Annotated in this window: 16 protein-coding genes; 4 read left to right on the top strand and 12 right to left on the bottom strand. The window is 62.6% G+C overall.

Annotation, left to right across the window (positions count from 1 at the left end):
* Window positions 1–5 precede the first annotated feature (5 nt).
* Window positions 6–1,016, top strand: coding sequence for a polysaccharide deacetylase family protein (locus AWB75_RS16145; RefSeq protein WP_061125098.1), 1,011 nt, complete (start codon window positions 6–8; stop codon window positions 1,014–1,016).
* Window positions 1,017–1,160: 144 nt separating this feature from the next.
* Here the strand turns inward: AWB75_RS16145 and murJ are convergent, their stop codons facing one another.
* Complete coding sequence (murJ, locus tag AWB75_RS16140) at window positions 1,161–2,546, bottom strand: murein biosynthesis integral membrane protein MurJ (RefSeq protein ID WP_061125097.1); 1,386 nt, start codon at window positions 2,544–2,546, stop codon at window positions 1,161–1,163.
* 1,295 nt (window positions 2,547–3,841) lie between these two features.
* Between murJ and AWB75_RS16135 the strand changes: the two genes are divergently transcribed.
* Window positions 3,842–5,062, top strand: coding sequence for a glycoside hydrolase family protein (locus tag AWB75_RS16135; RefSeq protein ID WP_061125096.1), 1,221 nt, complete (start codon window positions 3,842–3,844; stop codon window positions 5,060–5,062).
* 86 nt (window positions 5,063–5,148) lie between these two features.
* Here AWB75_RS16135 and AWB75_RS16130 read toward each other — a convergent pair whose 3' ends face one another.
* A complete protein-coding gene (locus tag AWB75_RS16130; protein ID WP_061125095.1) occupies window positions 5,149–7,509 on the bottom strand; it encodes a penicillin-binding protein 1A in 2,361 nt (786 codons plus the stop codon).
* Between the two features lie 83 nt (window positions 7,510–7,592).
* Entirely contained in the window at window positions 7,593–8,120 is a 528-nt protein-coding gene (locus AWB75_RS16125; RefSeq protein ID WP_061125094.1) for an Lrp/AsnC family transcriptional regulator, read from the bottom strand.
* A 144-nt stretch (window positions 8,121–8,264) separates the two neighbouring features.
* On the opposite strand from AWB75_RS16125, the gene AWB75_RS16120 reads away from it, so the two are divergent.
* Window positions 8,265–9,281 (top strand): 1-aminocyclopropane-1-carboxylate deaminase, encoded by a 1,017-nt coding sequence (locus AWB75_RS16120; protein WP_061125206.1) that lies wholly within the window; start codon window positions 8,265–8,267, stop codon window positions 9,279–9,281.
* A gap of 4 nt (window positions 9,282–9,285) precedes the next feature.
* Here the strand turns inward: AWB75_RS16120 and AWB75_RS16115 are convergent, their stop codons facing one another.
* From AWB75_RS16115 to AWB75_RS16100, 4 genes are all read right to left on the bottom strand, one after another.
* Window positions 9,286–10,155, bottom strand: a complete 870-nt coding sequence (locus AWB75_RS16115; protein WP_061125093.1) for a nucleotidyl transferase AbiEii/AbiGii toxin family protein — start codon at window positions 10,153–10,155, stop codon at window positions 9,286–9,288.
* Complete coding sequence (locus AWB75_RS16110) at window positions 10,133–11,167, bottom strand: type IV toxin-antitoxin system AbiEi family antitoxin (RefSeq protein WP_061125092.1); 1,035 nt, start codon at window positions 11,165–11,167, stop codon at window positions 10,133–10,135. Before AWB75_RS16110 ends, AWB75_RS16115 begins: the two co-directional genes overlap by 23 nt.
* A gap of 153 nt (window positions 11,168–11,320) precedes the next feature.
* Window positions 11,321–11,641 (bottom strand): pyrimidine/purine nucleoside phosphorylase, encoded by a 321-nt coding sequence (ppnP, locus tag AWB75_RS16105; protein WP_061125091.1) that lies wholly within the window; start codon window positions 11,639–11,641, stop codon window positions 11,321–11,323.
* A gap of 74 nt (window positions 11,642–11,715) precedes the next feature.
* Window positions 11,716–12,567 carry a class II aldolase/adducin family protein gene (locus tag AWB75_RS16100; RefSeq protein WP_061125090.1) on the bottom strand — a complete coding sequence of 284 codons (852 nt, stop codon included), beginning with the start codon at window positions 12,565–12,567 and terminating at the stop codon, window positions 11,716–11,718.
* Window positions 12,568–13,341: 774 nt separating this feature from the next.
* On the opposite strand from AWB75_RS16100, the gene AWB75_RS16095 reads away from it, so the two are divergent.
* Window positions 13,342–14,070, top strand: a complete 729-nt coding sequence (locus AWB75_RS16095; RefSeq protein WP_061125205.1) for a Crp/Fnr family transcriptional regulator — start codon at window positions 13,342–13,344, stop codon at window positions 14,068–14,070.
* 672 nt (window positions 14,071–14,742) lie between these two features.
* Here the strand turns inward: AWB75_RS16095 and AWB75_RS16090 are convergent.
* From AWB75_RS16090 to AWB75_RS16070, 5 genes are read right to left on the bottom strand one after another with little or no spacing between them, the layout of a single operon-like run.
* Window positions 14,743–15,570 carry an ABC transporter permease gene (locus AWB75_RS16090; RefSeq protein WP_061125089.1) on the bottom strand — a complete coding sequence of 276 codons (828 nt, stop codon included), beginning with the start codon at window positions 15,568–15,570 and terminating at the stop codon, window positions 14,743–14,745.
* A gap of 13 nt (window positions 15,571–15,583) precedes the next feature.
* Window positions 15,584–16,837: an ABC transporter permease gene (locus AWB75_RS16085; RefSeq protein WP_061125088.1), complete on the bottom strand. Its 1,254-nt coding sequence runs from the start codon at window positions 16,835–16,837 to the stop codon at window positions 15,584–15,586.
* Between the two features lie 16 nt (window positions 16,838–16,853).
* Window positions 16,854–17,900 (bottom strand): ABC transporter substrate-binding protein, encoded by a 1,047-nt coding sequence (locus tag AWB75_RS16080; RefSeq protein WP_061125087.1) that lies wholly within the window; start codon window positions 17,898–17,900, stop codon window positions 16,854–16,856.
* 1 nt (window position 17,901) lies between these two features.
* Window positions 17,902–19,083 (bottom strand): ABC transporter ATP-binding protein, encoded by a 1,182-nt coding sequence (locus AWB75_RS16075; RefSeq protein WP_061125086.1) that lies wholly within the window; start codon window positions 19,081–19,083, stop codon window positions 17,902–17,904.
* A gap of 18 nt (window positions 19,084–19,101) precedes the next feature.
* Complete coding sequence (locus AWB75_RS16070) at window positions 19,102–20,241, bottom strand: aromatic ring-hydroxylating oxygenase subunit alpha (protein WP_061125085.1); 1,140 nt, start codon at window positions 20,239–20,241, stop codon at window positions 19,102–19,104.
* Between the last annotated feature and the right edge of the window lie 29 nt (window positions 20,242–20,270).

Below are 20,270 nucleotides of genomic sequence, written 5' to 3'. Positions count from 1 at the left end.
CGACGATGTCCTACTTCCTGATTTCGCTCGATTTCGAATTGATGTGGGGCGTGCGCGACCATCGCTCGATCGCCACATACGGAAAGAACATCCTCGGCGTGCGCGAGGCGATTCCGGCCATGCTCACGATGTTCACGAAGTATCGAGTGAAGGCGACCTGGGCGACGGTCGGCATGCTGCTCTTCGATAACAAGAAGGACCTGCTCGCGAATCTGCCCGACGTGCGCCCGAGTTATACCGATGCGAAGCTGAGCCCGTACGCGGGCGGCTATCTCGATTCGATCGGCGCGGACGAGAAAAGCGATCCGTATCACTACGGTCTGTCGCTCGCGCGGCAGATCGTCGACACCGAAGGCAGCGAGCTCGCGAGCCATACGTTCTGTCATTACTACGCGCTCGAAGCGGGGCAGGACAAGGCGCAGTTCGCCGCCGACATGGCGGCGTCCGTCGCGTCGATCAAACGTCTCGCCGATCCGCCCGCGAGCATCGTCTTTCCGCGCAATCAGGTGAACAACGCGTATCTGCCGGTTTGCGCGGCGCACGGATTGATCGCGTACCGCGGCACCGAGCGCAACTGGATGTACCGCGAAACCGCGCGCGCCGATGAAGCCGCGCTGCGCCGCGCGGCCCGTCTCGCCGATGCGTACATCGACCTCTCCGGCGATCACGCCTTCGATCCGCAGCCGTCGCGCGGTCTCGTCGACGTGCGTTCGAGCCGCTTTCTGCGTCCCTACGCGCGCAACAAACGTGCGCTGGAATGGCTGCGGATTCATCGCATCAAGCAGTCGATGACATCGGCGGCGCGGACGGGACGGTCGTTTCATTTATGGTGGCATCCGCATAACTTCGGCGCGAATCTCGCCGAGAACCTCGCCGTGCTCGAAGCGGTGCTCGCACATCATGCGCATCTGAGAGAGACCTACGGCGTGCAGCCCGCGACGATGGCGGAAGTCGCGCGCGCGACGCGGTCGGAAGAAAACCGGCTGGCGGAAATGGAGTTCGGGCTGTTCGTTTGAGTCGTCGAGCGAGCAGCGCGACCGCTTGTTCGGCGGTGGTTTCCATTGTGCGGCCTCCCTCGGGAGGCCGTTTTGCTTCGAGCGCGAAGTGAGGACGTGCCCGACGGGTTCATCGCAAAACGGCCTCCATTCGGAGGCCGTCGTTCACTCGGGCGTATCCGTTCCGGCTTTCGCTTCCGGGGCCACGAAAGGCGGCGCGAAACGCGTCCAGAAGATGTAGCACGCGAGCACGACGAACGCGCCGATGCCGGTGGCGAGCAGCACGCCTTGCGCACCGAAGAAGCGGATGAGGATGATATTGCCGGCGATCTTGGTCCCGAAGCCGATCAGCGAAAACACGGTGATTGCCCGATAGCGCGTCTCGCTCGCGAACAACTGCACGAGCACGCACATGCCGAAATAGAAGGGCACTTGCAGCAGCCCATAACGGAAGAGCGTCGTGACGGCGATGGTGTCGTCGGCCGTGAAGGCGCCCTTCTGAAAGAGCAGCTTGACGACGAACGGCGCGAGCACATACGCGATGACGCCGCCGGTCAGGCCCACCGCCGTCATGATGCCCGACCACTTCAGCGCCGTGCTGCGCGCGCGCTCGTGATCGCCGCGATGGAGAATCTCCGCGAGAATCGGCAAGGTCGCGCGCGTGATGGCGAGCGCGCCCATGCTGAGCACGAGCGAAAGCAGCCGGTTCGCATAGCCGAGCGTCGCGATGGCGCCATCGCCCTGTTGCGCCATGAAATACTGATCGACCGGCAGCCAGAGACCGGCGACGACCGAGCCGATCGTGAGCGTGCCCATCGAGCGGATCGTGGCCGGCCACTGTTTCGCGCGCGTCGAGACGCGCGGCAGCGCGGGCATCGAATCGGCGCGGCGCGCGAGCACGCGCAGCCATGCGGACTGCACCACGAAGCCGAGCGACGTGCCCACGACGAGCGGCCAGATCGACTCGTTGTCCGGCGCGGCGAGCACGAACACGAGCAGGCCGATGGCCGGCACGCATTCGAGCAACGTGTTGATGTGCTTGCCGGAAGCCTGCAGCCGCGCCGATGAAATGCAGATCGTGAAGGTCAGCACGCCGACCGGCAACATGCCGATGATCATGTGCCGGCATATTTCGCGCGTCGACTCGGCGAGATTGCTCCCGACCGCCTCCGCCATATAGGGCCAGCCGAGCCAGAGCAGCAGGCACGAAGCGAGGCCGATGACGAGCCCCACGCCTTCGAGCTCGCCGATAAAGCCGTTCTGCTCGGATTTGTCGTCCTTGAGCGAGACGAGCGCGGGAATCAGCAGCACGCTCAGCACGTTCGTGAGCATCGTCGGCAGCCAGGTGACGAGCGTGAGCGCGAGCTGATAAGCGTCGACGGTGCCGCTGATCCCATAGCGCCAGGCGATCGCCATTTCCTTCGACGCGCCGATGCATTTGCCGAGGATCACGAATGCCAGGAGCACGACCGCGCTTCTCGCGATGCGTTTGTGATCCTGATGCACTCCGCCGAGACGGCGTCTTACTGATTGCACCGCTGCGCTCAGCACTGAACTTCTCCTGCGTGGGAGCCTTTCGTCGCGTGGCTCGACGTCAGGACGATACGGGTCATGCGATGGGAGGTCGCGAAGGCTGACTGCTTTCGCGCGTGAGAGGGGGAGCGTGCATGAAAACGGACGGCACGACCGTTCGCTAAGGCACCTGGCCGCGCGGACGCCGGCGAGCGTCCGAATCGAGTCTCGGAAGGTGAGAAAAACATGTCTTTCATCGTGCGTTGCCGGTCCGGCGAGGCGGGACCAGGATTGAGATTAGTGCTTGCGCGGCTTTCGTTCGGTGCGAAATGGAACATATGACCGACAAAGCGCATGCGAAAGATCAGATTATTTATATTCGTCTGCAGATTATCCTATTATTATTTGATCAGATTATTGGAGGTAGCCGGGTAATCTCTGCCGATGCGAGCCTTCAGCACACTTCTTCGCATGCGTAAAAACCCGATAAGGGTTACTCCCTGTAGGGTCTTTCCTCTGGCAATTAAAAATTTTTTTGGCGACGGCGCTTACAAAATTCGAATCGCCGGGCGACCCAGATGGTTAATCCGCTAATCATTCCAGCCCGGTGCATGCACGAACGTGCGGAAGCGCACCAAAACCGCACGCAGCATTGAGAATCACACGCAATCACACGCGGTTAATCGAAACAATCAGTCGGTTTCAGATCATTTCGTTATACAAAAGCCAGGTGCGTCAAGCCCTTACGAGGCGTAGCAGAGCCGTTTGCCGCACGCTTGGAGCGTGAACGTTCGTATTGTCATTAGATTTTGTTCAGACGAATATTAATCGTAGTATTAAACCCGTATTAACAAAAGCTTTCAGGATACGATATTAAGAATGATTGATGAGATGGATTAATTGTCTCCACAGCCGTTCAAACGGAAAATACGCCGTAAAAAAGTCCTGGAAATGGAAAATAAAAAGTTACAAGCGTACATTCTGTAACAACTAGCGGGTAGAAACGCCCAGTAACAATCTGTAGTATTAATAAAAGACGGTAATTGCTTCCCGTCAGACTTCAACGCTTCGTGGGTCCGGTTTCGGCCTGTCGGGCACGGATGAATGAGTTGTTCCAGATATCTGGTCTCTTGAATCCCGAAGTCGTTCGTATTTCGCCGAGATGCCTTTCGGAGTCGCCCTGCGCGACTGTCGAGCGCTGAGCGGCGCAAACGTTTGCGCCTGCTATTTTTGCGTGGGTTATCTCATTTGCCCTTAAGAAACGTCGCGTGCGGCCGATGTCGCAGAGATGGGTACGCCCGTCGCTCACGCACGACCAAAAACTGGAAAGACTAATGCTTCCGAACAACACTCAGGCAGACATTCAGGCAGACGCTTCCGTCGTCAACGCTCCCATCGCAACCCGCCGCAAGCTGCTCACGTCGCTGATCGCCGGCGGCGGTGCAATGGTGCTCGCCGCATGCGGCGGCGGCGGCGATGGAACGCCCGACTCGGTCGCCGATCGTTGGAGAAAGCGCAACAACGGCGGCGCCAGCTCGTCGACCCCCGCAAGCTCGGCCACGCCGGCTTCGTCGGCCAGCGCCGCAGCGCCCGCGAGCGCGGCAACGACCACGCCCGCCAGCTCGACGTCGGCAGCCGCGGACAACACCGCCGGCACCATCGCCGCTTCGTCGTTCGGCGTGAAGGCCGACGGAAAGACCAACGACCGCGCCGCACTCCAGGCCGCCATCGACGGTTCCGTCGGTCAGATCCTGTTGATCTCGGGCCAGGTCCGTATCGACACGACCGGTCTCACGCTGCGCTCGAACAGCCACATCCGTTTCGCGTCGGGCGCGTCGATCAAGCTGCTGGCGCACAACGCGGACATCTATCAGATGATCCGTATCGTCGACGTGAGCAATGTCGTCGTCGAAAACGCGTATCTCGACGGCAGCAAGGAACTGAACTCGGCGTCGGGCGGCGAGCACGGCATGGGCTTCACGATCATGGGCGCGACGAACGTGACGCTCACGGCGCCGACCACGATCAACACGTGGGGCGACGGCATCTACATCAACGACAGCCAGACCAAGAAGGGCGTGCCGACGTACAACCTGCGCGTCGACAACCACAAGGCCGACGGCTGCCGCCGTCAGGGCGTGTCGATCATCTCGGGCGACACGATCACGTTCAACAGCCCGACCTGGCAAAACATCAACGGCACGGCGCCGGCGTGCGGTCTCGACTTCGAGCCGAACGACAACTCGGCCGTGTTCAAGAACATCACGATCAACAGCCCGACGACGGCCAACTGCAAGGGCGGCGGCATCAACGTGTGGTTCGGCTCGCTGCCGGGTCCGATCAGCAAGACGGTCACGATCGCCATCACGAACCACGTCGACACGACCAGCCCCGGCGGTTCGTTCGCGGTTCAGGGTCTGTCGCTCGACGGCTACATCGTCAACGGCCAGATCAGCAGCTCGAATCCGAAGTGGAAGTACCCGCTGATCGTCGAGCAGTGGGACAACGCGGGTCCGACCATCAACGTGACGAACCCGACGATCGCCACGTCGTAATCGGCGAAGCGCTCAAAGACAAACGCCATGCGGAAGAACTTCCGCATGGCGTTTTTTTTGCTTCGTGCCGCGTCAGGGCGCGATCGTTATTGCTGCGTGTCGGATGCTGCTTCTGCCGGTGCCACAGGCGCAACGGACGACACCGCTTCGCCAGGCGCGGGCAGAATCGGCGGCATCGTCGTGAAAACGGGCGATTCGGAAGGGGTGTCGGTCACCTCGGCTTCCGGCTCGGACGGCGCGCGCTTCGCGCGTACCGGTTTTTGCACCGACGTCTGCTTGGCCGTGCTCGGCTTCGGTTCATTCGTGAAGGTCTGCGCGATCCACGTGCGCAGGCGCGTGAGCCTCGCCTCCCAGAAGCCCGGCGTTTCCTGCGTGTCGAAGCGTGCGCGGGCGTCGATCACATGCGAGCGCAATGAGCGCTGCATGAAGTCGCCGACGATCGGCAGCGCGCTGTGTGCGCCCTGTCCCCAGTAATCGCTGCGCAGCGTCACGCGGCTGTCGTTGAAGCCGACCCACGCGCCCGCGACGAGCTGCGGATGCATCAGGATGAACCAGCCGTCCGCGCTGTCCTGCGTCGTGCCGGTTTTACCGGCGACGTCAGCGCGCACGCCGAAACGCGTGCGGATCGCCGTGCCCGTGCCGCGATTGATCACGTCGCGCATCACGTCGACGAGCTTGCGCGTGGCATCGACCGACAGCGCCCGCTCGGGCGCGCTCTCGAACTGCGCGAGCACGTCGCCGTCCTTGTTCTCGATACGCGTGACGAGCAGCGGCTCTATATAAGAACCATCATTCGCGATGGTGCCGTACGCCGACACCATCTCCTTCAGCGTCACCGGGCTCGTGCCGAGCGCGAGAGACGGCACCACGTCGAGATGGCTTTCGCGCACGCCCATGTCGCGCGCGAGCCGTGCGACGCGCGCCGGCCCGACCGATTCCATCAGTTGCGCGGTGATGCGGTTTTTCGAATACGCGATGCCGTCGCGCAGGCTCACGGGGCGGCCCGACGGCGGCGAATCGTCGGTCGGACGCCAGGTTTCGGCGCCGCGCACCGGAATTTCGACGGCCTGATCGACGAACGTGTCCGTCGGCTTCGCGCCGCGATCGAACGCCGCGCCGTAGACGAAGGGCTTGAAGGTCGAACCCGGCTGGCGGCGCGCCTGCGCGACGTGATCGAACGGGTCCTGCGTGAAATCGCGGCTGCCGACCCACGCCCGGATCTGGCCGTTGCGCGGATCGAGCGCGACGAACGCGGCCTGCACGCGCGTCTTGTTTTCGCACAGCGTCTGCATGAACGCGCGGTCCACGCCCAGATGCTTGAGCGCGTCGGCATCGTTCGTGCCGCCCGTGCGCAGCGCGCGGTATTGATCGGTCTCGCGGATGAACGCGTGCGCGAGATCCGCGTTCGCATTCGCGCAGCCGCCCCGGCCGCCCCACGCCGCGTTCGCGATCGACTGCAACTGATTGCCCTGCCACGCGAGCGCGTTCGTCGCCATCGTCTGCAGACGCGAGTCGATCGTCGTGCGCACGACGAGGCCATCGGAATAAATGTTGTAGTCGTTGTCGTCGGCCCACGTGATGAGCCATTTGCGCAACTGCTGCGCGAAGTGGGGCGCGCGTCCCGGCTCTTCCGTCTGCCGCTCGAAGTCGATGCGCAACGGGCGCTTCGTGAGCGCGTCGAGCTTCGCGGGCTGCAGGTGGCCGAACTTCACCATCTGCCCGAGCACGATGTTGCGCCGGTCGAGCGCGCGCTCCGGATTGAGCACCGGGTTGTAATAGCTGTTGCCCTTCAGCATGCCGATCAGCGTCGCGCTCTCGAGCACGTCGAGCTGGCCCGCGGATTTGTCGAAGTAAGTGCGCGCGGCCATCTCGATGCCATACGCGTTGTAGAGGAACGGCACCGTGTTCAGATAGGTTTCGAGAATCTCGTCCTTCGAATAGAGCGCCTCGATCTTGAACGCGGTGATCGCTTCCTTCAGCTTGCGCGTGAGCGTCTGCGAGCGGCCGATTTCCTCCGGATACAGATTGCGCGCGAGCTGCTGCGTGAGCGTGGAGCCGCCTTGCCGGTTGCCCGAGAACGTGCGCAGCGCGGCGCCCGCCGTGCGCCGGAAGTCGATGCCGTGATGTTGATAGAAGCGCCGGTCTTCCGTCGCGATGAGCGCGTCGATCACTTGCGGCGAGATTTCCTTCAGGCTCACCCATTCGCGATGCGTCGGCCTGAATTCGGCGAGCAGCTTGCCATCGGCGGAATAGATCTGCGCGGGCTGGTCGACCTTCGCGCGGCGGATATCGCGGATGCCGGGCGTGAACGGAATCAGCACCAGCACATATATAAGGAAGAGCGCGGGCAGGAGAAGCAGCGAGCGGGGCCGCAGATGCGGACGCAGCCACACGGCGGCGCGGGTCAGCGCCGCTTTGGCCAAAGCTTTGAATTCAGACGCGATCACGACGAAACGGGATGTCCAGACATGGAAAACCCTGAATCGTAGCGTAATTTTTCAGCAGGTCTTTCGCAAAAGTGTCTCAGACGTTACGACGCGCGCGCGCCGGCCGCCTCGCCGACGGGGAACGCGGTCGTCGAAAGAATCTCGCGCAGCACGATGAAAGTGCGGATCTGCCGCACGCCTGGCAGGTAGAGCAGCTTTTCGGCGTGGAGACGGTTGAAGCTTTCGCTGTCGCGCGTGCGGATCAGCATGAAGAAATCGAACTCGCCGGTCACGACGTGACATTCCATGCAGCCCGGCACCTTCTGCGCGGCTTTTTCGAAGTCGGCGAAGGAGTCGGGCGTCGAGCGGTCGAGAATCACGCCGATCAGGACGAGCATGCCCGCGTCGAGCGCCTTGGGGTCGAGCAGCGCGACGGTCGCGCGGATGAAGCCGGCCTCGCGCAGCCGTTCGACGCGCCGCAGGCACGCGGGCGCGCTCAGGTTGACCTTCTCGGCGAGCGCGACGTTCGAGATCGACGCGTCGCGCTGAAGCTGCCGCAGGATCGCGCGATCGACGCGGTCGGTCTGGACGCCCGCCGGATGCGGGTTTGATGTGAGCGCGGCTTTTTTCATTGCGTCAGTGCGTTTTTATGCGAAATAAAAGTAGGCGAGTGGACCCTTTTATCCAGAAACGTTAGGCGTAGCGGATTTTTTTCGCAACCCGGCCGAACCCGGCACTCTCTACGATGGGCGTTCCCCCTCACGAGGATGCCGATCATGAACCTGCAACGTTTTCCGCGTTATCCGCTGACCTTCGGACCGACGCCCATCCAGCCGCTCAAGCGTCTCTCCGCGCATCTCGGCGGCAAGGTCGAGCTGTACGCGAAGCGCGAGGACTGCAACAGCGGCCTCGCGTTCGGCGGCAACAAGACGCGCAAGCTCGAATATCTGATTCCCGAAGCGATTGCGGAAGGCTGCGACACGCTCGTGTCGATCGGCGGCGTGCAGTCGAACCAGACGCGGCAGGTCGCGGCGGTCGCGGCGCACCTCGGCATGAAGTGCGTGCTCGTGCAGGAAAACTGGGTCAATTACTCCGATGCCGTCTACGATCGAGTCGGCAATATCCAGATGTCGCGGATGATGGGCGCGGACGTGCGCCTCGTCGCCGATGGCTTCGATATCGGCATCCGCAAAAGCTGGCAGGACGCGATGGAAAGCGTGCGCGCGGCGGGCGGCAAACCGTTCCCGGTGCCCGCCGGGTGCTCCGAGCATCCGTTGGGCGGCCTCGGCTTCGTCGGTTTCGCGGAAGAAGTGCGCGCGCAGGAAGCGGAACTCGGCTTCAAGTTCGATTACATCGTCGTGTGCTCGGTGACGGGCAGCACGCAGGCGGGCATGGTCGTCGGCTTCGCGGCGGACGGCCGCGCGCGGCGCGTCATCGGCATCGATGCATCGGCGAAAGCGGAGCAGACACACGAGCAGATTCTGCGCATCGCGAAGCACACGGCGGAGCTCGTCGAGCTCGGCCAGGACATCACGCGTGAGGACGTGATTCTGGATACGCGCTTCGGCGGCCCCGAATACGGCCTGCCGAACGAGGGCACGCTGGAGGCGATCCGTCTTTGCGCGCGGCTCGAAGGCGTGCTGACCGATCCCGTCTATGAGGGCAAATCGATGGACGGCATGATCCAGATGGTGCGCAACGGCGAGTTTCCCGAAGGCTCGAAGGTGCTGTACGCGCATCTCGGCGGCGTGCCAGCGCTCAACGCGTATAGCTATTTGTTCCGCAACGGTTGAGTGTCTAAAAGGCTTCGCGGAATGCGTCGAACAACGCGGCGACGCGTTCCGACGTGTGGTCGTCGAAGACCGGCGTGCGCGAGCCGAGCATGTGCGTGAGGATCGGCGGCGCGGGATCGTCCGGGCGCAAGATGGCGAGAATTTGCGCGCGGACGTCTTCATCGACGAGCGCCGCCGTGTCGCGGCCCAGAAGTGCGGCGCCGGCGATTTCCGGATCGAAACCGTGGCGCTCGACGAGATCGAAGGCATCGGCATAGAGACGGTCCCGATTGCCGGCTTGCTCGTAATGCGCCATCAGAAAGAGCAGGTCGATCGCGTCCTTGCGGTCGGCCGCGTGCCGGTCCTGCCACGCGATGATCTTGAGCATCGCCTGAGCGGGCAGCGACGCGACCGGCACGACGAGATCTGCCGCGATGCGAACGGGAATCGCGGCATCGAGCGCCTGCCGGAAGCCCGCGACGTTCATGCGCACGGCGCCGTCGGGCGGCCACGCAATTTCGCCTTGTGCGTCCTGCACGCCGCCGAATGGCACGATATCGAGCCACGTGCGCTCACGGGTCGCCGGGGCGCTGTAGTTCAGCCGATGCGCCGAGCCTTTCGGCGCGGCGAAGTTGCCCGATGCGAGGAGCGCGCGCCGCAGCGCGTCGTGGCCGGTCCAGCTTCGTATCGAAACGCCGATGTCGATATCGGCGGTTGCGCGCGTCGCTTCGATATCGTGGACGTGCGTGAGCAGGATGTCGCGCGCGCTCGCACCGCCGACGAACCACGCGATCTGCGTCGCACCGGAAGCGGCGACGACTTCGCGCAGCATCGTGACGGTCGATGCGGCCATCGGCCGGTGCGGCAGCAGTTCAAGCGGCAAGGTAGCGTTCACGCAGCATCCTGGCGGTTTCGAGATTGCGCGGGTCGCCGCTCGCGACGAGATCGGCGTACACGATGAGCGGTGCGACGACGTTCGGCGGCAGTCCGTCGACGGGCGCGAGCGCGACGGGCGCGCGCAGGAATTCGACGTTCCCGGCCGGTTCGGGCCGCAGCCGTGCCTGCATGATCCACTCGCGTGGGACGGCATCTGCGCAATAGGCGGTGACCGTCGCCGGTTTCAAATATTCCGTGAGTATGGCCGCGGCGGGCTCGCCGCCGAACTGGCATTGACCCGGCAAAGCCGGCACGTCGCGCCACCAGTCGTTTGTTTCGGCTCGATAGCGCCCGATCAGCAGCGATTCGCGCAATTGCCGCGGATACAGCGTGACCCATTCGTCGATCAGCCGTTCCCGGTCGGCGAATTGCAGGCCGCGTCCATCGGGCCGCTCGAACACGTCGCGATGATCGATGAGCGCGCGCACCGCGTTCTGCACCGTGCCGTGGCTGACGCCCGCGTGTTGCGCGATATCTCGATAACCGCGCGCGAGCAGCGCGGGCGTGATGAGCAGCGCGAGCGTGACGCGCAGCGTGGATCTGGTCCAGGTTCCGGAGCGGCGTGCTTTGCTCTGCGCCACGCGCGGACGGCCCGAGACGATCACGACGCTATCGTCCTCGACGAGACTCGCGTTGCCGGCGAGGTCGAGCGCATCGACGCCCAGTTCGCGGCACGCGCGGATCATGTCGGGCGAAAGATGCGTAGTGACGAGCAGCGGCCTTGTCGGCGAGCACCAACTCGCGCATAAAGCGGTGAAGGCTGACAGCGCTCCGACTCTGTCGATGTTTTCCTTCACGGTCACCGGACGCTTGAAGCGCGCCCCGCCGATGCGAAATTCGATCGCGGCGTCGTAGTTGCCGCGCTTCGGCGTTGCGACGCGGCGGGCGGCGAGGCCGGTCGCATCGCTGAAAGCGGCGGCGGCGGCTTCGGCCATTTGTTCGAGATGGTGATCGTCGGCTAGCGGCGGCATCGGAAAGTCCGGATGTCCAGTTTTGGCGATTGTACACGAAACGTGGACATCGCTAAAAATTGGACAGCTTGCGATTCGCCCGCTTCTTGCCCGACCGGCCGGTCCGTCACCTCGAACTGATTCTCGACCGCAGGAAAGCGCTTCGAAGGTCGATCAGAGATAGCTGCAGACGTAATCGAGCGTTTCGGTCACGTCGATATCGAAGCGGCTCTTGCCCGGCACCGAAAACGACTCACCCGCGCCATACGTCTTCCATTCGTCGCTGCCGGTCAGACGGATGCGGCATTGGCCCGCCTGGACTTCCATGAGCTCGGGCGCGTCGGTGCCGAAGTTGAGCGTGCCGGGCAGGATCACGCCGAGCGTTTTTCTGGTGCCGTCGGCGAAGAGAACGGTGTGCGACACGCACTTGCCGTCGAAGTAGACGTTGGCGCGCTTGATAACGGAAACCTGGTCGAATTGCGTTGCGGCGGTCATGGCGATGGTCCCTGGTGTCGTCGTAGGTGGATGGTCCGCCATCATACAAAAAAGTCGATGCGGCTCGCGCTGCGTCACTCGAACATATCCGGCTGCGTAGCGACGAGATCGTTCCAGATCGTCTGAAAATGCAGCCAGCCGATGTAATCGCTGCCCACATGCTCGCGGCTATAGCGCGCGCGCTCTTCGGGCACGAGCCTCGGCGCGATGCCCGTCGCTTCGATCATCAACTGTTGCTGGCAGCAGCGCTCCAGCGCGATGAACCAGAACGCCGCCGAATCGATGCTGTGACGGCTCGCCGTCAGCAAGCCATGATTCTGGTGGATCGCGGCCTTCACGCCCTGGAACGCATTGGCGACCTTGTTGCCGCCCTTCACTTCGACCGCCACCTTGCCTGCTTCATCGCCGATCACGACATGGTCCTCGAAGAACGCGCATGCGTCCTGCGAAACTGGAGCGAGCGGCTTGCCGAGCGCCGCGAACGCGGTGCCGTGGACGGTATGCGCGTGGCACATCGCGACGATGTCCCGATGCTGCTCATGCACGGCCGCATGCAGCACGAAGCCCGCGCGGTTGACCGCGTGGCGGCCTTCGACCACTTTTCCCTGATGATCGGCGCAGATCAGGTTCGACACTTTCACTTGTGCGAAGTGAACGGCCATCGGATTCGTCCAGTAAAGCGACGGATGCTCCGGGTCGCGCACGGTGAGGTGGCCCGCGAAACCGTAATCGAAGCCTTGCTGCGCAAACGCGCGGCATGCGGCGACGAGCCGCTCCTTCAGATACCGGCGATGTTCCGCATGGCTGGAAAACGTCGGCAGCTCGGGGAAGATCAGGCCTTCCTGCTCGGGCTGATAGATCGATACCCGGCCCTTCAGGTCGATGGCCGTATCGGTTTTCACGCCGGTCTCGATGGCTTCGTTCATGTCCTCGCTCCATTGCGGATCAAAGAAGGTATGTCACGCATGGTGCCTCCGGCGCTCGCTGAACACAAACGACGCATGTTCGACGTTGCATGAATCACGTTCGCGGAGTAAAGATTTCGGCGCCGACGCCGAAGGACGGCGTGCGTCCGTATAAGCAATGCAACATTTTTCCGCGCGCCGGGAATCCGCCCCCGATCACGAGTGGCGCGTTGCCTGTCCTTGAGCGAATCCCGCGCAGGCCCGTCGTACAAGGTTTCCAGGGTGCGCTACGCCACGCCTATAGCCGCCGCGCCCGCGGACGCTAACCACGTATGCAACGTTTTTGGCGCCCGGGCTGTTTCCACGGTGGCAAGGGTTTCACACACGCGAAGGATGGAGTTTGCGCGTCGGGATGAATCGCCCGCGCCCATGCTGGCGGGGCAATCCGCAGAGGAAAACGTTTGGCGCATATCGGGCGCGAGGCGCGATCCGTATGAGGACCGCTTTTCATGAATGAATCACTTTTGCTCGCAGTTCGTCGGACGATAACGAGCGTTGGCCCACGAATCGCGCAAACCCTCACAGGTATAAGGATTGGCGCGCGTTGGCACGGCTCTCGCTAATGTACGACCACGCACGAAGATCACCGCATCCCCAACGACAACAAGCGGCGGGTTCGTGCTACGGGGCTGGTCGCAACAGGATTCGATGTACGCCGTCAGATGCATGCACGGATCCTGTTGCGAGCCGGAAGAAAACGAAAGCGCCAAGCGCACACGTACGAGAAAAAAGAAAATGTTGACACTTCAATCAGACCTGCACGGCAACCATCTGTTGGGCGCGCTTCCGCCGCAAGAATGGGCCGCTATCGCGCCTCACCTCGAACTCGTCCAGTTGCGCACGGAGCAGTTGCTGTGCGATTCGGGACAACGCATTCATCACGTCTACTTCCCGACCACGGCGATCATTTCGCTGCTGCATACGATGGAAGACGGCGGCTCCGTCGAGGTCGCGGCAGTGGGCCGCGAAGGGATGTCGGGCGTTCCGGTGCTCACGGGCGGCGATACGATGCCCACGCGCGTTCAGGTGCAATGCGCGGGCGTTGCGTATCGCATGAGCGCGGGCGCGTTGCGCGAGGCTTTCGGGCGCTCGGACTTCCTGCGCCGCGTGATGCTGCTGTATATGCAAGCCCTGCTGACGCAAGTCGCGCAGACGGCTGCGTGCAACCGTCATCACTCGTTGTCGAAGCAACTGTGCCGCTGGCTGTTGATTCAGACGGATCGCACGCCGAACGATCAGCTGCGCGTGACACAGCAGATGATCGCCGACATGCTTGGCGTGCGCCGTGAAGGCGTGACCGAAGCTGCTGGCAAGCTGCACGATGCGGGGCTGATTCATCACAGCCGCGGCTGCATCAAGATTCTGGATCGTGCGGGATTGGAAGAGCGTGCTTGTGAGTGTTACGGCATCGTGAAGCGCGAGTTCGATCGGATGTTGCCGCGGCGGGCCGAAGCTGTGGTTTAAGGGTCTTTGGTTTCGATTTGGATTTCGTTTTTCGATGGATCCCGTTTTCGTGTCGGTCTATTGGCGTCGCCCCTGTGCGGGGCGGCAGTCACTTTCTTTGCTGCTGCAAAGAAAGTAACCAAAGAAACAGCTATCCCCAGCCTAAGCACTTCAGGCCGGCCGCGGCACAGAACTGCTCTCTTGGTCCAGCAGTAGCGAGTGCCCTCACAAAACTCGCGCGGCTTGGATCGCGCACGGTCTGACTCATCGCGCCGCTTAGTTCGCTGGTTCAGCCCTTGCAAGCTCCAGCCCGCTTCGCGGCCGACCGGTCAATCGGGTTTGCTTGTGCGTGCACGTCTGCGTATGCATCCGCGTGGTTTCCCTTGCATACCCGACGGCAGCGCGTAGCGCTTTGCCGATGCTATTTCGTGCTGAACCAGCGCGCTCAACGTTATGGCTTGTCAGACCGTGCGCGGTCCACGCCCGATTGGACCTTCGAGAGCACTGGCTACTCTGGGGGCCATTCAGCCAATCGCCTGTGCCGCGGCCGGTGTGAAGTGCTTAGGCTGGGGATAGCTGTTTCTTTGGTTACTTTCTTTGCAGCAGCAAAGAAAGTGACTGCCGCCCCGCATAGGGGCAACGCTAATAAACCGACACGAAAACGGGACCAGCGAAAAGCCACAGCAAAAGCAATCAAACGAGCCCACGGCTAGCCTCAGCCGCCCGCCCCCGCAACCAATTAATACTCGCAAACAGCAAAACAGCAAACACGATAAGCATGGTCGCGACAGCAAGTATCGACGGATCGATCGAATCGCGAATCCCGCTCCACATCTGCCGCGGCACGGTGCGCTGATCCGGCCCGCCGATAAAAAGAATCACGATAACTTCATCGAACGAAGTCGCAAAAGCAAACACGCTGCCCGTAGCGACCGCGGGCGTAATCAACGGCAACGTCACGCGCCGAAACGCGACCCACGGCTTCGCGCCCAACCCCGACGCCGCCCGCAAGAGACTCTGATCGAACGAAAGCAACGAAGCCGTCACGGTGATCACCACAAATGGCGTGCCAAGCGCCGCATGCGCGAGTATCACCCCGGGATACGAATTCACCAGCCCGAGCGGCGCGAAGATCAGATAGAAGCCCGCCGCGACGACGACGATCGGCACGATCATCGGCGAGATGATGATCGGCATGATGATCGAGCGCATTGGAAACTGCGTGCGCGACAAGCCCAGCGCCGCGAGCGTGCCGAGACACGTGGCGATCAACGTCGATGCCGCGCCGATGCCGATGCTGTTCAGAAGCGAGCGCTGCCAGTCCGGGCTCGTCAGCGCCTGCTCGTACCAGCGCAGCGAAAAGCCCTGCAACGGATACGAGAAATACGATCCCGAATTGAACGACAGCGGAATGATCGCGAGAATCGGTGCGACGAGGAAGAACAGCACGAGCGCGGTATGCAGGCGCACCCATCGCGACGCAATGCGCTCGGTCAACACCCTGTTGCGTTGTTCTGGCATGAAAGCAGGCTCCTTAACCGAAACGCAAGCGATCGATGCCGACGATCCGGTTGAACAGGAAATAGAAGATCGCCGTGAAGATCACGAGATACGCGGACAGCGCGCCCGCGAGCCCCCAGTTGAGTTGCGTGTTCGTCTGCAATGCGATCAGTTGACTGATCATTTCATCGCCTGCGCCGCCGAGCAGCGCGGGCGTGATGTAGTAGCCGAGTGCCAGCACGAACACCAGAAAGCAGCCCGCGCCCACGCCCGGCAGCGTCTGCGGAATATAGACGCGCACGAACGCGGTGAACGGATGCGCGCCCAGCGATTGCGCCGCGCGCACATACACCGGCGACACGCCTTTCATCACCGAATAGATTGCGAGAATCATGTACGGCAGCAGCACGTGCGTCATGCCGATCAACACGCCCGTGCGATTGAAGATGAGCGGCAACGGATGCGTCGCGAGGCCGAGTCCCGTCAGCAGGCCGTTGATGACGCCGCCCGGTTGCAGCAGCACGTACCACGCCGTCGTGCGCACGAGCAGCGACGTCCAGAACGGCACGATCACGAAGAGCATCAGACGGTTGCTGCTTCGCGCGGGCAGATTGGCGAGCAGCCATGCGACCGGATAACCCAGTACGAGGCACAGCAGCGTGACCGACGCGCTGATGGAAATCGTGCGCAAAAACGCCTGTCGATACACCGAGGAGTTATCCGGCACGAATGCGACATTGCCTTGCGGCGTCACTTGCGCATCGACGGCGGCGAGCAGATAGTCCGGCGTCGGCGATGCCGCTGCACGCTTCAACAGACGCCAGATCTCCGGCGAATTCCAGCGTTCATCGAGCGCGATCAATGCGGGCTTCCATGCGGCGGGCGATTCATCGCGAATGCTGCGCGCGCTGCGCATCAGGAGGCTGCGAAACTCCGGTTGCGCGAAGTTGAGCCGGCGCGCGACGGTGCCGAGCTGGCCGCTCTGCTGCGCATCTTTCAACCCGGCGGCGAGCAACGCAAACGTGCGTTCATCGGGGACGCCGCGCCCGTCCCACGTATCGAGCGCGCGGGACAGCGCCGGCATGCTGTCCGGGACTTCCCGGTTCTCGACGCTGCGCGCGAGCAAGAGCGCGATCGGCGCGATGAACGTCGACAGCAGAAACACGATCAGCGGCAAGGCAAGCAACAACGCCTGCACCGATGCACGGCGCTGCGTTCTTCGATACGAAGCGCGGCCATCGGCTTTCGTCAGCGAACCGGCGGCGTTGGCGTGGATCGATGCAGGCATGTCGATTCTCTCAGCGTTATTGCGTCAGCCACACCTGAAACCGCTTGTTGATCTGATCGGCGTTATCGGCCCAGAAGTTCGCGTTGATCTGCACGGCGCGCTTGAAGTTATCCGGCGCGGTCGGAAGATCGGCGAGACGCTGCTTGTCGATGAGCGCGATCGCATCCTTGCGCGGCGGCGCATACGCGATGTACTTCGACAAATCCGCATACGCCTTCGGCTGCGAAGCCGATACGATGAACTTCGCGGCCGAATCCGCGTGCTTCGCGCCCGTGGGAATGCCCCACCATTCGAAGTCGTAGACCTGCGCGTCCCACACGGCCTTGAAGGGCTTGTTCTCCTTCTTCGCGGCATCGTCGATGCGGCCGTTGTAGACCTGCGTCATCACGACCGCGCCGTCCGCGAGCAGTTGCGGCGCCTGGGCGCCCGACTCCCACCACACGATGTTCTTCTTGATCGTGTCGAGCTTCTTGAACGCGCGATCGACGCCCGCGGGCGTGGCGAGCACCTTGTACACGTCTTTCGGATCGACGCCATCGGCGATCAGCGCCCATTCCATCGACACCTTCGGCGACTTGCGCAGCCCGCGCTTGCCGGGGAATTTCTGCAGATCGAAGAAGTCGTTGACGGTCGCGGGCGGCGTCTTCATCTTGCTCGCGTCGTAGGCGTAGACCGTCGACCAGACCATGCTCGCGACCGCGCAATCGCTGATCGAGCCGGGGATGAAATCGCTCGTGTTGCCGAGCAATTTCTTGTCGAACTTCATGAGCAGACCTTCATCGCATGCGGTGATCGCGTCGTTGGTTTCGAGGTCGATCAAGTCCCACGTCGTGTTCTTCGCCTGCTCCATCGCGGAGAGTTTCGCGAGGCCGCCGTCATACGATTCAGTCGAGAAGTTGATGCCGGTCGCCTGCGTGAACGGATCGAAATAAGCCTTCTTCGCGGCTGCTTCATACGCGCCGCCGAAGGTCACGACGGAGAGCGTCTCCGCCGCATAAGTCGATGCCGTTGCGAACGCGATGACGGCGAGTGCGGCGCATTGTGCTTTGATGTGAGTGCGCATGTCAGTTGGCTCCTGCGGGTGCGGTCGAGATGAGGGAAGGTGACGGCGGGGTGGTGGGTTCGATCGCGGGGGCGCTCTTTGGCGCCATCATCGCGAGGATCTTGCAATCGTCGTGACGCCAGGCGATGTCGATCGTGCTGCCCGCCTGGGGCAACGCATGACGCTGCGTGTTGGGCACCTTCACCACGAGCGCATCGCGCGGGCCGAGCTTCAGATGCACGCGATGATGATCGCCGCAATACACGAGCTCTTCGACACGCGCGCGCACGACGTTGCTGTGTTCATCGGCGTGCATGCCTTGCGCGCCAGCAATGTGCGCGCGCTCGGGGCGCAGCGCGAGCATCGCTTCGTCGCCCGCGCGCAGGCCGTGCTCGCAACGTCCGCGAATGACGCTGCCATCGGAGAGCGCGAGCGTCGCCCATTCGTCGTTCGCACCGACGACGCGCCCGATCAAACCATTGTTCTCGCCGACGAAGTTCGCGACGAATGCGTTCTGCGCGTTCTCGTACAGCTCGCTCGGCGTGGCGGCCTGCTGGATGCGGCCATCGGAAAAGACGGCGACGCGGTCGGACATCGTCAGCGCTTCGGCCTGATCGTGCGTCACGTAGACGATCGTCAGCGCAAGCTCGCGATGCAGGCGCATGATTTCGTATTGCATCGTTTCACGCAGACGTTTGTCGAGCGCGCCGAGCGGCTCGTCCATCAGCACGACGCTCGGCTCGAACACGAGTGCGCGCGCGAGCGCCACGCGCTGCTGCTGGCCGCCGGAAAGCTGCGCGGGACGCCGGTTCGCGAGATGCGGCAGTTCGATCATGTCCAGCGCGCGCTTCACGCGCGTCTTCTGCTCGGCGCGGCTCACGCGCCGCACGGAAAGCGGAAACGCGACGTTTTCCGCGATCGTCAGATGCGGAAAGAGCGCGTAGTTCTGAAACACCATGCCGATGTCGCGCTGATGCGGCGGCTTGTCGTCCAGACGCCTGCCGTCGAGACGGATCTCGCCTTGCGTCGGCGATTCGAAGCCCGCGAGCATCATGAGCGTGGTCGTCTTGCCCGAACCGGACGGCCCGAGCAGCGACAGGAATTCCCCTTTGCGCACGTCGAGGTTCAAGTCCTCCACGACGTAATGCGTGCCGTCATACGATTTGCTCACGCCCGCGAAGGAGATGAAGGAAGGGTCTGACATCGTGATCGCGTCCTGTCTTCAATGCCGTGCGAGCTTCGCCGCGATATAGCGCGCGAAGTCGTAATTCGGCCGTTCGAGATGGCTCAGATTGCCGGGCTTGGCGAGCGGCGCATGCACGCCGCGAAACACGGCTTCCACGCCGCGCCTGTCTTCCGCGTTCACTTCGTCGAGCAGCTTTTTGAGTGTGGTCATGTGCGCGTTGGCTTCTGCGTCGGCGATGAATTCCGGCGCAAGCCCGCCGCCGAAGCGGATATGCACGCGTCCGACGCCGCGCGGTTGCAGCACGAGATACCAGAAATAGCCCGGCGTCAGCGTGACGAGATGCGTCGGATAGATCGCGAGCAATGCGGTCGTCTTGCGCCAGTGACCGGCGAGACGCGTGTTATCCGGATGCGCGTTGCCAATAGGCAGGCTCGCTTCCTTCGTGATCCAGTGATAGTTGAACGCGGGATAACCCGGCGGGCATTCCATTTCTTCGAGCTTCGAGTGCGGCCCGACCGTTGCGCGATGCAGCATCGGCAAGTGATAGCTTTCCATGAAGTTTTCCGCAAGGATCTTCCAGTTCGTATCCCAAACGTGCTCTTCATAGAAAGTTTCGATGTAGTCCGTCATGCCATACGCGCCAATGAGCTCGCTCAATTCGGCGAGCTGCTTATGCACCGGCGGCGCGTTTTGATCGAGCGTGACGTAAATCCAGCCTTGCCATTCTTCGCAGCGCAAGGCGGGCAATCGATAGCTTTCCTTGCAGAAGCCTTCTTGCCGGTCCATCAGCGGCGCGCCCCTCAGCTCGCCGTCGAGTCCATAACTCCACGCGTGATACGGGCATACGATGCGGCGCTTGTTGCCGCGCCCTTCGAGCAGCACCGACATGCGATGCAGGCATACATTCGACATCGCCTTGAGCTGCATCTGTTCGTCGCGCAACACGACGACGGGCTGCGCGCCGATCTGCGCCGTCAGATAGTCGCCGGGCTCTTTCAAGGAACTCGCGCGGCCGACGCATTGCCATTCGCGCTCGAAGATTTCGCGCTCTTCGAGGCTTAGAAACTCGGGCGATGTATAGACACCGGGCGGCATGGCGCGCGCATCGCTGAATGATCGTTCGCAATTCGACTGCAACTCGCCGATGAGCGTTTGCACCGCGATCGTGCTTGCCATGAAGCCCTCCGTGTCTCATTGCCGGGAAG

Origin of the sequence: Caballeronia catudaia, from assembly GCF_001544755.2 — a bacterium.
GTDB classification, from domain to species: domain Bacteria; phylum Pseudomonadota; class Gammaproteobacteria; order Burkholderiales; family Burkholderiaceae; genus Caballeronia; species Caballeronia catudaia.
The sequence above is the reverse complement of the archived record's forward strand: the minus strand, read 5'-3'. Positions and strand labels throughout refer to the sequence as shown.